Annotated in this window: 12 protein-coding genes; 10 read left to right on the top strand and 2 right to left on the bottom strand. The window is 52.1% G+C overall.

The genetic code is table 11. From position 1 onward, the window contains the following. Window positions 1-49: 49 nt before the first annotated feature. The 6 genes from FOA19_RS06205 to rfbA all read left to right on the top strand — a co-directional run bounded on the left by FOA19_RS06205 (window position 50) and on the right by rfbA (window position 6,157). Complete coding sequence (locus FOA19_RS06205; protein ID WP_149089887.1) at window positions 50-649, top strand: acyltransferase; 600 nt, start codon at window positions 50-52, stop codon at window positions 647-649. 2 nt (window positions 650-651) lie between these two features. Next, window positions 652-1,941: a nucleotide sugar dehydrogenase gene (locus tag FOA19_RS06200; protein ID WP_149089886.1), complete on the top strand. Its 1,290-nt coding sequence runs from the start codon at window positions 652-654 to the stop codon at window positions 1,939-1,941. Window positions 1,942-1,950: 9 nt separating this feature from the next. Then, window positions 1,951-2,973, top strand: a complete 1,023-nt coding sequence (gene galE, locus FOA19_RS06195; protein WP_149089885.1) for a UDP-glucose 4-epimerase GalE — start codon at window positions 1,951-1,953, stop codon at window positions 2,971-2,973. A gap of 18 nt (window positions 2,974-2,991) precedes the next feature. After that, window positions 2,992-4,038 (top strand): dTDP-glucose 4,6-dehydratase, encoded by a 1,047-nt coding sequence (rfbB, locus tag FOA19_RS06190; RefSeq protein WP_149089884.1) that lies wholly within the window; start codon window positions 2,992-2,994, stop codon window positions 4,036-4,038. A gap of 231 nt (window positions 4,039-4,269) precedes the next feature. Further along, on the top strand, window positions 4,270-5,277 hold the full coding sequence (locus tag FOA19_RS06185; protein WP_149089883.1) for an SDR family oxidoreductase: 1,008 nt from the start codon (window positions 4,270-4,272) through the stop codon (window positions 5,275-5,277). 4 nt (window positions 5,278-5,281) lie between these two features. After that, on the top strand, window positions 5,282-6,157 hold the full coding sequence (gene rfbA, locus FOA19_RS06180) for a glucose-1-phosphate thymidylyltransferase RfbA (protein WP_149089882.1): 876 nt from the start codon (window positions 5,282-5,284) through the stop codon (window positions 6,155-6,157). Between the two features lie 96 nt (window positions 6,158-6,253). On the opposite strand, the gene chrA is transcribed toward rfbA, so the two are convergent. Both chrA and FOA19_RS06170 read right to left on the bottom strand, forming a co-directional pair. Further along, on the bottom strand, window positions 6,254-7,429 hold the full coding sequence (gene chrA / locus FOA19_RS06175; protein ID WP_149089881.1) for a chromate efflux transporter: 1,176 nt from the start codon (window positions 7,427-7,429) through the stop codon (window positions 6,254-6,256). Window positions 7,430-7,696: 267 nt separating this feature from the next. Next, window positions 7,697-8,668 (bottom strand): isopenicillin N synthase family dioxygenase, encoded by a 972-nt coding sequence (locus FOA19_RS06170; protein ID WP_149089880.1) that lies wholly within the window; start codon window positions 8,666-8,668, stop codon window positions 7,697-7,699. A gap of 125 nt (window positions 8,669-8,793) precedes the next feature. Here FOA19_RS06170 and FOA19_RS06165 point away from each other — a divergent pair, with 125 nt between their 5' ends. From FOA19_RS06165 to FOA19_RS06150, 4 genes are all read left to right on the top strand, one after another. Next, window positions 8,794-9,630, top strand: coding sequence for a hypothetical protein (locus tag FOA19_RS06165; RefSeq protein WP_223808757.1), 837 nt, complete (start codon window positions 8,794-8,796; stop codon window positions 9,628-9,630). Window positions 9,631-10,000: 370 nt separating this feature from the next. Continuing rightward, the gene (locus tag FOA19_RS06160) at window positions 10,001-10,720 is read left to right on the top strand and encodes an ABC transporter ATP-binding protein (RefSeq protein ID WP_149089878.1); all 720 of its coding nucleotides are present in this window, start codon (window positions 10,001-10,003) and stop codon (window positions 10,718-10,720) included. A gap of 11 nt (window positions 10,721-10,731) precedes the next feature. After that, window positions 10,732-11,976, top strand: a complete 1,245-nt coding sequence (locus tag FOA19_RS06155; RefSeq protein ID WP_149089877.1) for an ABC transporter permease — start codon at window positions 10,732-10,734, stop codon at window positions 11,974-11,976. Between the two features lie 147 nt (window positions 11,977-12,123). Next, window positions 12,124-13,374 (top strand): ABC transporter permease, encoded by a 1,251-nt coding sequence (locus FOA19_RS06150; protein WP_149089876.1) that lies wholly within the window; start codon window positions 12,124-12,126, stop codon window positions 13,372-13,374. The last annotated feature ends 89 nt before the right edge of the window (window positions 13,375-13,463 follow it).

Raw genomic sequence — 13,463 nt, 5'->3', positions numbered from 1 at the left:
AAGAAGGTTATCCGTAAAGAGCACGGCTCTTTGAAAAAGCCCAGTACCCATGAACCAACCTGCTTCCGCGTACACTGCCCATGAAACCGCTGTCATTGACGAAGGTTGTACCATTGGGGAGGGAACCAAGATTTGGCACTTCTCACATATTATGTCTGATTGTGTCATTGGGAAGCGTTGCAATATTGGGCAAAACGTAGTGATCTCCCCAGGTGTCATCTTGGGGGAGAATGTCAAAATCCAAAACAATGTATCAGTTTACACCGGAGTGGTGTGCGAAGATGATGTCTTCCTAGGACCTTCTATGGTGTTCACCAACGTGCTAAATCCCAGAAGCGCAATCAACCGGCGGGGAGAGTACCTAAAAACGTTGGTGCAGAAAGGCGCTAGCATCGGGGCCAATGCCACTGTGGTGTGCGGCCATACCATTGGAGCCTACGCCCTTATTGGTGCCGGAGCCGTTGTGACCAAGGATGTGCTCCCTTATGCGCTGGTCTACGGAAACCCCTCCAAACAGCACGGTTGGGTCAGCGAAGCCGGACACAAACTGGTGTTCAATGACCAGAATGAAGCCCTTTGCCCAGAAACAGGCGAGAAATACAAATTAGAAAATAACGTAGTAACTAAATCATCCATTCAAATAGATTAACTGTGTACCAGCAACTCCTCAACAAAGAAGCCAAATTGGCTGTGATCGGATTAGGATATGTAGGACTTCCCATTGCCCTGGAGTTCGCCAAACAAATCAGTGTTATCGGGTTTGACATCAATGCTCAGCGGGTAGAGTTGATGAAAAACAACGTGGACCCTAGCGGTGAGCTGGAGGCTTCTGCGTTTGAAGGGTGTGACATCACCTTCACCAACGACTTGGAAGTACTTAGAGAGGCCCGTTTCTTTATTGTAGCGGTTCCTACCCCTATTGATGCTTACGCTCTTCCAGACCTGAAGCCTTTGCTGGGAGCCTCCACCACCGTGGGCAAGGTCCTGAAAGAAGGCGATTACGTGGTGTATGAATCTACCGTATACCCAGGCTGTACCGAGGAAGACTGTATTCCAATCTTGGAACGCGAGTCTGGCCTTAAGTTCACGACTGATTTCAAAGTTGGTTACTCCCCAGAGCGCATCAACCCGGGCGACAAAGAGCACACGTTGACCAAGATCGTGAAAGTGGTTTCTGGTTGTGATGAAGAGTCCTTGGATATCATCGCGAAAGTGTACGAATTAGTGATTCAGGCGGGTGTGCACCGCGCCTCATCCATCAAGGTTGCCGAGGCTGCCAAGATCATTGAAAATACCCAGCGTGACGTGAACATCGCCTTGATGAACGAGCTGTCTATCATCTTCGACCGGATGAACATCAATACCTACGAAGTGTTGGAGGCTTCCGGCACCAAGTGGAACTTCCTGAAGTTCTTCCCTGGTCTGGTAGGCGGTCACTGCATTGGCGTGGACCCTTACTATTTGACCTACAAAGCGAAAGCATTAGGCTACGATTCCAAAATCATCCTCAGCGGCCGTACCATCAATGACGGTATGGGCGCTTATGTGGCCAGCAAAGCCATCAAGATGATGATTAAAGAAGGAAAAGCCATCTCCAAAGCCAAGGTTTTGGTGATGGGTGCTACCTTCAAAGAAAACGTGGAAGACATCCGTAACTCTAAGGTGGCTGACGTGATCAACGAGCTGAAGAGCTTCGGAGTGCAGGTAGACGTGGTGGACCCCTATGCCTCTTCACAGGAACTGGAGCACGAGTACGGCTTTGCCCTGACCGAAAACCCAAGCAACGACTATGACGCCGTAGTAGTGGCTGTGAACCATAAGGATTACTTAGGTTTTGATGAGAGCTATTTCCAGAGTATCTCCGCTGATAGTCCTATCGTGATTGACTTGAAAGGTATTTATCGGGGAAAAATCAATACATTGCCTTACTGGAGCTTATAAACACATACTATGAGTAAAATTCTTGTAACCGGCGGAGCAGGCTATATCGGCTCCCACACCGTGGTAGAACTGGCCGCAGCAGGCTATACCCCCATTATCGTTGATAATTTCAGCAACTCAGAAGAGCGGGTATTACAGGGCCTTTCCCAAATTATTGGCAAAGAGGTAACTTCCTATAAAGTAGATTGTACTGATGCCGCTGCGTTACAGGAGGTTTTCTCAAAAGAAGGTGACATCACTGGCGTGATCCACTTCGCGGCCTACAAAGCAGTAGGAGAATCGGTGAAGGAACCGTTAAAGTACTACCACAACAACGTAGCCGGGTTGGTGACCTTGTTGCAGGTGATGGAAGCCAACAAGGTAACCCAATTGGTGTTCTCCTCTTCCTGCACAGTGTACGGTATTCCGGAGCAACTTCCGGTAACAGAGGAAACCCCTACGCAGAAAGCCAACTCGCCTTACGGTAATACCAAGAAGATCGACGAGGAGATCTTGCAGGATGTGGCCAACAGTGGAAGCTATTCTGTGAAGTCTATCGCTCTGCGGTACTTTAATCCAGTGGGAGCGCATGAGTCAGCCCTGATTGGAGAGTTGCCCTTAGGTGTCCCAAGTAACTTAGTGCCTTTCATCACCCAAACTGCCGCGGGCATCCGGGAGAGTCTAACCGTGTTCGGTACCGACTACGACACTCCGGATGGGAGTAATATCCGGGATTACGTGCACGTAGTGGACTTGGCGAAAGCACACGTAGCCGCCATCAAACGCTTGGCGAAACCAGAGGCCGTGCCTTACGAGGTGTTCAACATCGGTACCGGGCAAGGCAGCAGCGTGTTGGAAGTGATCAAGGCTTTTGAAAAGGCTACCGGGCAGAAATTTAACTACAAAATTGGTCCTCGTCGCGCCGGTGACGTGCCGGCCATCTACGCTGATGTGACCAAAGCCACCCAGGAACTCGGGTTTAAAACCTCCTTGTCTCTGGAAGACAGCTTAGGCAGTTCCTGGGCGTGGCAGCAGCAATTGACGAAGAAATAGAAGTTAATATCTAATAGGATGAAAATATTAATTACTGGAGGCGCTGGTTTCATCGGTTCCCATGTGGTGCGGTTATTTGTAACCAAGTATCCAAACTATCAAATCTTCAACCTGGATAAGCTTACCTATGCGGGCAATCTTCAAAACCTGACGGACATTGAAGATGCTCCTAACTACACCTTCATCAAAGGCGACATCACCGATCAGGAATACATCAACGGGTTGTTTCAAGAGCATCAGTTTGATGCTGTGATGCACCTGGCCGCCGAGTCGCACGTGGATCGTTCCATTACTGATCCCATGGCGTTTGTGCGCACGAACGTAAACGGAACCTGTAATCTGTTGCACGCCGCAAAAGAACTCTGGAAATCTGATTTCACCGACAAAGTGTTCTACCACATCTCTACTGACGAGGTGTACGGTTCATTGGGCGAGGAAGGCATGTTCACCGAGGAAACCAAATATGATCCTCGGTCTCCTTACTCCGCCTCTAAAGCCAGTTCAGACCATTTCGTGCGGGCGTATTACCACACGTATGGGTTACCGGTGAAAGTGTCAAACTGCTCTAATAACTACGGACCCAATCACTTTCCGGAGAAGCTGATTCCGTTGGCGTTGAACAACATTAAGAACAACAAACCGGTGCCAGTATACGGCAAAGGCGAGAACATCCGCGACTGGTTGTACGTGATAGACCACGCCCGTGCCATCGACGATGTGTTCCACAAAGGCAAAGAAGGCGATACTTACAACATCGGCGGCGTGAACGAGTGGCGCAACATAGACCTTATTCACCTGCTCTGCGACATCATGGACCAGAAACTGGACCGTGAGCCGGGCACCTCCCGTAAACTCATCACCTTTGTTACCGACAGAGCCGGCCACGATTTACGCTATGCCATTGACTCTTCCAAAATCATGAACGAGCTGGGCTGGAAACCATCGGTTACTTTCGAGGAAGGTCTGGAGAAAACGGTAGATTGGTACCTGCAAAACGAGGAGTGGTTGCAGAATGTGACCTCTGGTAGCTACCAGGAGTACTACAATGAGCAGTATGCCCGCTAAATTGCTGAATCAAAGTTAAGATGCGTTTACAGGCTGTTTTCATGGAAACAGCCTGTAAACGCATCTTTGTTTAAACTGGCTACAAAGCAGAATAAAGATTCCTTATAAATGGGATTACACCATATTCAAAAGAATCAAATTGGGTGAAAAAGGAACTGTGTTTTTAAGCCAGTTTTCTTGAAGTAACTCTCAAACGTATTTTAATTTTTTAATTCCTTATTCAATTCCCCTGTGTACGAGCATCCTTTTCATAACGGCTCTTTAGAGCAAACCTCTTTTTTAGTGACTGGCGGCGCCGGATTTATTGGCTCTAACCTAGTAGAATACCTATTAAAGTACAATGCCAAGAAAGTGCGGGTTCTGGATGATTATTCCAACGGATTCCACAAAAACCTGAGGGCTTTCCAAGACAATGACAGACTGGAAGTATTGGAAGGTGACATCCGGAATCTGGATACCTGCATGAAAGCCTGCGAGGGAATGGACGTGGTGTTGCACCAGGCCGCTTTGGGCTCAGTTCCGAGAAGCGTGAAAGATCCGGTGACGTCTAACGAGGTGAATGTGGGCGGTTTCGTGAACATGCTCATGGCTGCCAAAGAGCAGAACGTGAAGCGCTTTGTCTATGCTGCCTCTTCCTCAACCTACGGTGACAGCAAGTCGCTGCCCAAGGTAGAAGACAAGATCGGGAAGCCGTTGTCTCCTTATGCGGTGACCAAATACGCCAATGAGTTGTATGCCGATGTGTTCGGGAAAACCTACGGCATGGAAATCATCGGGCTGCGGTACTTTAATATCTTCGGACCCCGCCAAGATCCGAATGGCGCCTATGCAGCGGTAATTCCGTTGTTCATCGACGCGGTGCTGAACAACCGCGGACCAAGAATGAACGGCGACGGCGGGCAAACTCGTGACTTCACCTTCGTGGAGAACTGCGTGGAGGCGAACATCCGTGCCGCCTTGGTGGAGAACCCAGAAGCGATCAACCAGGTGTACAACATCGCGGTAGGCGATAGGACCTCTTTGAACGACCTGTTCAATATCTTGAAAGCAGAAGCCGGCGTGGACGTGCAGGCGGAATATGGCCCAGAGCGTGCCGGTGACATTAGAGACAGCTTAGCCGATATCTCTAAAGCGCAGCGTCTGTTGGGCTACAATCCGCAAATCAGAATTCAGGAAGGTCTGCAGAGGACGTTGGCCTGGTTCCGCGATAACCAAGATTTCATCTACAACCAGAAATAAGACCATGAAAGGAATCGTCTTAGCCGGAGGCTCAGGAACAAGATTACACCCGCTCACGCTCGCTGTTAGCAAGCAACTGATGCCCGTGTATGACAAACCCATGATCTATTACCCGCTGTCCACGCTCATGTTGGCCGGTATCAGAGACATCCTGATCATCTCCACCCCGCACGACCTGCCTATGTTTGAGCGTCTGCTGGGCGATGGCAGCCAGATTGGGTGCAATTTCAGCTACCAGGTACAGGAAGTTCCCAACGGACTCGCCCAAGCCTTCGTGTTAGGCGCCGACTTCATCGGGAATGACAAAGCCGCTTTGATTTTAGGAGATAACATCTTCTACGGCTCCGGCATGAGCAAACTGCTGCAGGCTAACAATGACCCGGATGGCGGCGTGGTGTATGCCTACCACGTGCAAGACCCGGAACGTTACGGCGTGGTAGAGTTTGACGGGAACATGAATGCCGTCTCTATTGAAGAGAAACCGAAGCAGCCGAAATCAAGCTACGCGGTGCCCGGTCTTTACTTCTATGACAACGACGTAGTAGAGATCGCCAAAAATCTTGAGCCCAGCCCGCGCGGAGAGTACGAAATCACCGATGTGAACAAAGAGTACCTCCGCCAAGGCAAACTGAAAGTTGGTATTTTGGACCGCGGTACCGCTTGGTTAGATACTGGTACCATCCAGTCGTTGATGCAAGCTGCTACGTTTGTGCAGGTAATTGAAGAGCGCCAGGGCCTGAAGATCGGGTCTATTGAGGAGGTGGCCTACCGCATGGGCTTCATCAATGCCGAGCAATTACAGCGCGTAGCCGAGCCCCTGCGCAAAAGCGGTTACGGCGATTACCTGCTGAGTGTCTTGAGAGAACAGAACAGCTTGTAAAGGCTGTATAGATAGACAGAAAGCCCTGTGAGGATTTTATCTTTACAGGGCTTTTTGTTTTAAGATTGTTTTCTGAGAAACGGGCCGAAAGCACTCCTACCCCGGGAAGATCAAGCCAATCACCAAACCAGCTAAGATAAGCGCGGGCGCCGGAATCTTCGTCCATTGCAGCAGCGCAAAGGTGAGCACCACCAACCCGAAGTTGTAAGGGGTATTCTCAATGGGATGGTACAGCATAATGGCGGCGGCGCACACCATTCCGCAACCCACGGCATTGATGCCTTCTAATGAAGCTTGAATGACTCTGTACTTCCGGAGCTCTTCCCAGAAGCGAATCACAAAGAAGATCAGAAAAGTGCCTGGCAGGAAAATAGCGATGGTACATACCACGCCGCCCAGAATCTGTCCGCCCCAACCGTAAGGGCGCATTGCCAGCGTACCGATATATGAACAGAAAGAGAAAACCGGACCCGGTAAGGCCTGCACCAGCGCGAACCCAGACAAAAACTCCTTGGAGTTGAGATAGCCCTTAAACTCCACAAACTCGGTGTACATCACAGGAATCAGTACTTGGCCCCCCCCAAAGATAAGGCTGCCGTTTCGGTAGAAGTTCTCAAAAAGCAGCACCGCCCGAAGTTGCGTGAACCGCCCCAACAAAGCCGCCGCAATGAGAACCCCGATAAACAGCAGGAAATTAGCCCACTCCACCTTCATCGGTTTCTTCTCCAATACGGGCTGCTTCTGGAACCTGAGTGCCGTTAGACTTCCACCTATCAGCAACAGCACCGGAAACACCCAGGGCGACCGGAAAAAGAAGGCTAGGATAGCGGAGAACACCATGATCACGATACCGCCTTTGGTGTAGACCACTTTTGAGCTGATCCGCCAGGCGGCGAAAGCCACGAACCCCACGGCCATGGGCTGGATGAATCTTGTGAAGCCTAAAGGCGCGCCTTTGCCTTCCAGAAAAGAGATGATGAGGGCCGCGGCAATCATGATGATGGCAGCGGGGGCAATCCAGACGAGGAGCGTAAGGTAAGCAAGGTTAGGTCCGCCTACTTTGAACCCAATGGCTGTAATGGTCTGGGTAGAGGAGGGGCCGGGCAGAATCTGGCACAGGGCATTGAGTTCCAGCAGTTCTTTCTCGGAGATGTAGCGCCGTTTTTCCACCAGCAGGCGCAGCATCATGGCAATATGCGCCTGAGGCCCGCCAAACGCCGTGAGCGAGAGCGAAGCCACATCCTTCAGGAAAATGTAATTACGAGGGCGCAATAGCTGGTAGGGTTGGAAGCGTTTCAGAGCATTCTTAAAGGTTGAATTGGTAAGCGAAAAGGGCAAGAGTAAGGTTCTGCGAAATCAGTTTTTGAGCCTCGTAGCAGCGCTACGAAGGTGATAAAAGTGCGAACGCCGGTTCTTGCTATGGCCCTTTGTAGCACCATAGGCAAATTTTAAGTGTGCTCTTAGGCCTGTTTTATAAAAATAGACTTAAAATGCGAAAGGAGCCCCTAAAGGCTCCTTCCAAAAGTCAAAAAGAAGAACTTATTTCTTAAGCCCTAACTCCACCAGACGCTCGTTGAGGAAGTCACCGGCGGTGATGTCTGGGAATTGTTTCGGGTTTTGCTCGTCAATGCAGCCCTCCAGACAGGTCAGGTCCATCTCAGAACGTGGGTGCATGAAGAACGGAATGGAGAAGCGGGAAGTGTGCATCAGCTCGCGTGGCGGGTTCACTACACGGTGGATAGTGGACTTCAGTTTGTTGTTGGTGTGGCGCGAGAGCATGTCGCCCACGTTCACGATAATCTGCTCTGGCAAGGCTGTGATCGGGATCCATTTTCCGTCGCGGCGCAGCACTTGCAGGCCATCGGCGGAGGCGCCCATCAACAGGGTGATCAGGTTGATATCCCCGTGCTCGGCGGCGCGAACGGCATCGGCAGGAACGGCATCCGGGTTCTCGATGGGGAAGTAGTGGATAGCGCGCAGGATGCTGTTTCCGTTGTGTACTTTGGCCTCAAAATAGTCTTCAGAAAGACCTAAATATAGAGCCAACGCGCGCAGAACCTGCTTGCCGGCGGCCTCCAGGCGGCTGTACGCCTCCAGGGCCACCTCCTGGAACTCGGTCACCTCTGCAGGCCACACGTTATCTGGGTATTCTTCTTTGATCGGGTCGTTATCGGTTACTTCCTGGCCCACGTGGTAGAACTCCTTCAGGTCGCCGGTGTTGCGGCCTTTGGCGTGCTCCTTGCCTTTGCCTACGTAGCCGCGCTGGCCGGCCAGACCCGGGATTTCGTATTTCTGTTTCACGTCATCGGGCAGGGCGAAGAACTTCTTGATGGCCGCGTATAAACGATCTGTCAACTCATCGCTCAGCCCATGGTTTTTCAAGGCGGCAAAGCCGATGTTCTGGTGCGCATCGCCCATGGCCTGTACGAAAGCAGCTTTGCGGGCCGGATCGCCGGAAGTGAAATCGGCGAGGTCCACCGATGGGATTTCCTCTAATAATTTATCGTTCATAAACCTGTCCTGACGTGTTTTTGAATGTCTTTTAAAATATGCCGCAAGTTACGAAATTTCTATCTTTGAAACATTCTGCGTATTTATACGAAAACCTAACTATGAAAAAGAAACATCTATCTTTTATGGCAGTAGCCGTAACGCTCCTGGCTTCTGCCTGTGACGGAAAACGGGCTGTTGAAACCACTGAAACCACTGTCTCAGACACTACGGCAATGGCGCATGACACTGCCGGCGTACAGCACCAAGGCGCTATGGGCACGCCCATGGAAAAAGGCGGCCTGAAAGTGTATTCTTACAGCAACTCCGTTGATTTCCCAGATGCGGACCTGGACCTGAACCAACCCGAGAAAAACGGCAAGGTGACCGGCGACTCAGTGCAGTTCAACTACGAAGTGAAGAACTTCCAGCTGAGCCAGCAGACCACCGATGCCGGTACCCACGAGCACGCCAACTCCAAAGAAGGCCAGCACATCCACAACATCGTGGACAACGAGCCTTATACCGCGCATTATAAGCCAACGTTCAAGAAGGCCATCAAGCCAGGCCAGCACGTGGTGTTGTCGTTCCTTTCGCGGTCTTACCATGAGAGCATCAAGCACGATGATGCCTATGACCTGCGCGTGATCAACGTGGGCAACGCCCCAGCCAGCGCCGCCAAGTTCGATGAGAGTGGCCAGCACCTGTTCTACAGCCGCCCCAAAGGCGAGTACAAAGGCGCCGATACCCGCAAGGTGATGCTGGACTTCTACCTGGTGAATACGGAACTAGCCAAAGATGGAAATAAAGTGCGCGCCACCATCAACGGCAACGAGTTCATCTTAGACCAGTGGCTGCCGTATTTGGTAGAAGGCCTGCCGATGGGCGAGAACACCTTCAAACTAGAGCTGATTGACAACGCAGGCAAGATGATTCCGGGTCCTTTCAACACGGTTGAACGCAAAATCACGTTGGCGAAATAACCTGTTTCCTGCCCATTTTCAGAGAAGCCGCTCCTAAACAGGAGCGGCTTTTTTGTTGGGCCTAATGGCTGTGTAGCCGATAGCCTATTTCAAAGCTGTTTTTAAAAAATAGGCCCTAAAACAATTTACCGCCGCAGCATAGGGGAGAAACGCTCTATAATTGTCTTGAAAGAGTTGTAATAAATAATTGGTGATTGCTACAAATAAGGTAAGTCGCTTTCACAGAGGCTGTTTTGGGCAGGTTTTAAGAAAATCGGGCCCAAAACAGCAAATTTTTTGTGCAGGCAACCACCGCCGGTAAACCTGCATCTATACAGGTGACGCTTTCCGGCAGAAGGCATTTGTTTAGGGCATTTCACCAGCGTTGACCATGATACAGCTCCAGAACATCCATAAATACTACGCCATGGCGCAGAACAAGCTCCATGTGCTGAAGGGCATTGATCTGCACGTGCGGGAAGGGGAACTGGTCTCCATCATGGGTTCCTCGGGGTCTGGCAAATCCACCCTGCTCAACATCCTGGGCATTCTGGACGATTTTGACACCGGCGATTACACGCTGGCGGGTACGCCCATCAAGAACCTTTCCCAAGCCAAAGCCGCCTATTATAGAAACAAGTTCCTGGGCTTCGTTTTCCAGAGTTTTAACCTGCTATCTTTCAAAAACGCCATGGAGAACGTGGCCTTGCCGCTCTATTACCAGAAAGTGGGCCGCAAGGAGCGCAACAAACTGGCTCTGGAGTACCTAGACCGCGTGGGCCTGAAAGAGTGGGCCGAGCACTCGCCCAACGAGATGTCTGGGGGGCAGCGGCAGCGCGTGGCCATCGCCCGGGCGCTCATCAGCCAACCCAAGTTGATCCTCGCCGATGAACCTACCGGCGCCCTGGACACCAACACGTCCTACGAGGTGATGGAGATCTTCAAGGAGGTGCACAAACAAGGCATCACGGTGGTGATTGTGACCCACGAGAACGACATCGCAGACCAGACCGAACGCGTGATACGCCTGAAAGACGGCCTCATCCTCGACGATGGTCTGGGAAACAGAACCGAGGAATTCCTGACGCCCGTGGCCTATACCCAAGCTTAACCCCGCAGCGCATGTTTGATGTTGACAAATGGCAGGAGATTCTGGGCACCATCCGGAAAAACCGGCTCCGTACCTTCCTCACGGCCTTTGGCGTGTTCTGGGGCATCTTCATGCTGGTCATGCTGCTGGGTTTTGGGCAAGGTTTACAGAACGGCGTGTTCAACCGCTTCGGGGACGGGGCCAAGAACGGGATCTTCTTTTCGGGCGGCAAGTCTTCCATGCCTTACCAGGGCCTGGGACCGGGCCGGGAGATCAAACTCACCAATGAGGACCTGGCCACCATTGCGCGCGAAGTGCCTCAGGTGCAGATCATCTCGCCGCGAAACCGCCTTTGGGGCGAGTACACCATCAACTACAAAACCGAGAACGGCTCTTACCAGGTGTTCGGGGCTACGCCCGAGTTTCTGGAGGTTAACGGCGAGCGCCTGAAAGTAGGCCGCCTGCTCAACGAGAACGACATCAAAGAAAAACGCAAGGTCATTGTGCTGGGCGAGAAGGTGCGCGAGGTGCTGTTCAAAGACAAAACCGGTCTAGAAGAGTACGTGAACATCCAAGGCATTCACTTCAAGGTGGTGGGCATCTTCACGGTGCGCGGCAACAACGGCGGTCGCCGCGAGGAACGGGCCTACATTCCTTTCTCCACGCTGCAGACCACCTACAACCAACCCAACCAGGTGCAGTTGGTAGCCATGGTAGCCCAGCCCGGGGTAAAGGCGGTAGTGATTGAAGACAAAGTGAAAGCCCTGCTGGCTCAGCGGCACAAGTTCTCCCAGGAGGATGTGCAGGCCTTGGACATCAACAACGGCGAGAAAGAATACGAGCAGATCATGGGGCTGTTCAACGGCATTAACATGTTTGTGTGGGTGGTGGGCATAGGAACGCTCATTGCCGGAATTGTGGGCGTGAGTAACATCATGCTCATTATTGTGAAGGAACGCACCCGCGAGATTGGCGTGCGCAAGGCGCTGGGCGCTACCCCGGTGTCCATCGTGAGCATGATCTTGCAGGAATCAGTGGTGATTACGGCTTTCTCGGGGTACCTGGGGCTTTTGGCCGGTGTGGGTCTGCTGGACCTGATGCGCTACGCCCTAGAGAAATCCGGGGCCGACTTGCCGTTCTTCGCGAACCCCGGCGTGAACCTGGGGGTAGCGGTTTCCGCGACGGTGCTGTTGGTGTTGGCCGGAGCCCTGGCTGGCTTGATGCCCGCTTTGAAAGCCGCCAGTATCAAACCCATTGAAGCATTGCGCTCAGAATAATCAGGAATTAAAAAGAGGTTGCAGAAGGGCGCCCCCACGCCTGCCTCTACTTGAACCCAGAAGCTGTTTTCCACCTGATTTCCGGAAAACGGGCCTAAAGATACCAAAGACTCAGAACTAGAGACTCAAGACGCAGAACTCCCAAAAATGATTGATGTAGACAAATGGGCTGAGATTTACGCCACCGTCAAGAAGCACAAGCTGCGGACGGGGCTCACGGCGTTTGGCGTGTTCTGGGGCATCTTCATGCTGGTGCTCTTGCTGGGCGCGGGCAAAGGGCTGGAACACGGCATCACCAAAGACTTCAACGTAGCCAAGAACGCCGTCTTCGTCTGGACGCAGCGCACCAGTGTGCCTTACATGGGGCTGAAGGCCGGCCGGTTCGTGCACCTGACCAACGATGACGTGAAAGCCATTCAGGAGCAGCTGCCTGAGGTGGGCATCCTCTCGCCCAGCAACGGGTTGGACGGCACGTTCACCGTCAGCTACGCGAATAAAAACTCGTCCTTCAACGTGAGCGGCGACTACCCAGAGATGCTGTACGTGGACCCGCTTACCATTTCTACCGGGCGTTTCATCAACCGCATTGACATTGAGGAGAAACGCAAAGTAGCCGTGATTGGGCCGCGCGTGCAGGAGGTGCTGTTCAAGGAGGGCGTAGAGCCTATTGGCAAATACATCAACATCAAGGGTAGCTATTTCCAAGTGGTGGGCAAGTTCACGCCGGTGGGCAAGGGGGAGGACATTGTCAACGCCTCGCAGACCATTTACATCCCCAACACTACGCTGCAGCAGACCTTCAACCAGCCTAACCGCATAGGGCACTTCAAGATCATCCCTGCGCCGGGCGTACCCGCCGAGGTGGTGGAGGAGAAGGTGAAAAAACTTTTGGCCCAACGTCACCAGGTGGCGCCTACAGATTTGAAGGCTTTCGGCTCAGCGAACGTGGAGAAGGAGTTCAAAGACGTGCAGGGACTGTTTGCCGGTATCTCGGGGTTCAGTTGGATCGTGAGCATCGGGACTATTATTGCGGGCATCATTGGGGTGGGCAACATCATGCTCATCGTGGTGAAGGAACGCACAAAGGAAATCGGCATCCGGAAGGCGCTGGGCGCCACGCCTTGGTCGGTGATCAGCTTGATTCTGCAGGAATCGGTGGTAATTACCAGCATCGCGGGTATCTCGGGTTTGATTGTGGGCACCGGGTTGGTGGCGTTGATCAGTTACCTCATGGAGCGCTTCGAGGTGGATGCCGGCTTCTTCGCCAGCCCTGAGGTAGATCCGCAAGTGGCTCTGATGGCGGTGGTGCTGTTGATTGTGATGGGGGCAATTGCCGGCCTCATTCCCGCCACCAAAGCGGCGCGGGTGAACCCGGTAGAGGCTTTAAAAGACGAATAGATTCTGTTTAGCGCCTGATTTTTAGAAAACGACACCAAAACACCTCTGCGGCATCTTAAAAACCGGAGATTTGACATAGCACATCAGCA

This window comes from Rufibacter hautae, from assembly GCF_008271695.1.
Classification (GTDB): Bacteria; Bacteroidota; Bacteroidia; order Cytophagales; family Hymenobacteraceae; genus Nibribacter; species Nibribacter hautae.
Note: the sequence above shows the minus strand (reverse complement) of the source record. Positions and strands in the feature narration are given on the sequence as shown.

What these genes read in the sequence shown, in the direction of transcription:
- FOA19_RS06150 (WP_149089876.1), top strand. Translation starts at nt 12,124, where the DNA reads ATGATTGATGTAGACAAATGGGCTGAGATTTACGCCACCGTCAAGAAG.
- FOA19_RS06205 (WP_149089887.1), top strand. Translation starts at nt 50, where the DNA reads ATGAACCAACCTGCTTCCGCGTACACTGCCCATGAAACCGCTGTCATT.
- FOA19_RS06165 (WP_223808757.1), top strand. Translation starts at nt 8,794, where the DNA reads ATGGCAGTAGCCGTAACGCTCCTGGCTTCTGCCTGTGACGGAAAACGG.
- FOA19_RS06155 (WP_149089877.1), top strand. Translation starts at nt 10,732, where the DNA reads ATGTTTGATGTTGACAAATGGCAGGAGATTCTGGGCACCATCCGGAAA.
- rfbA (WP_149089882.1), top strand. Translation starts at nt 5,282, where the DNA reads ATGAAAGGAATCGTCTTAGCCGGAGGCTCAGGAACAAGATTACACCCG.
- rfbB (WP_149089884.1), top strand. Translation starts at nt 2,992, where the DNA reads ATGAAAATATTAATTACTGGAGGCGCTGGTTTCATCGGTTCCCATGTG.
- FOA19_RS06160 (WP_149089878.1), top strand. Translation starts at nt 10,001, where the DNA reads ATGATACAGCTCCAGAACATCCATAAATACTACGCCATGGCGCAGAAC.
- FOA19_RS06170 (WP_149089880.1), bottom strand. Translation starts at nt 8,668, where the DNA reads ATGAACGATAAATTATTAGAGGAAATCCCATCGGTGGACCTCGCCGAT.
- galE (WP_149089885.1), top strand. Translation starts at nt 1,951, where the DNA reads ATGAGTAAAATTCTTGTAACCGGCGGAGCAGGCTATATCGGCTCCCAC.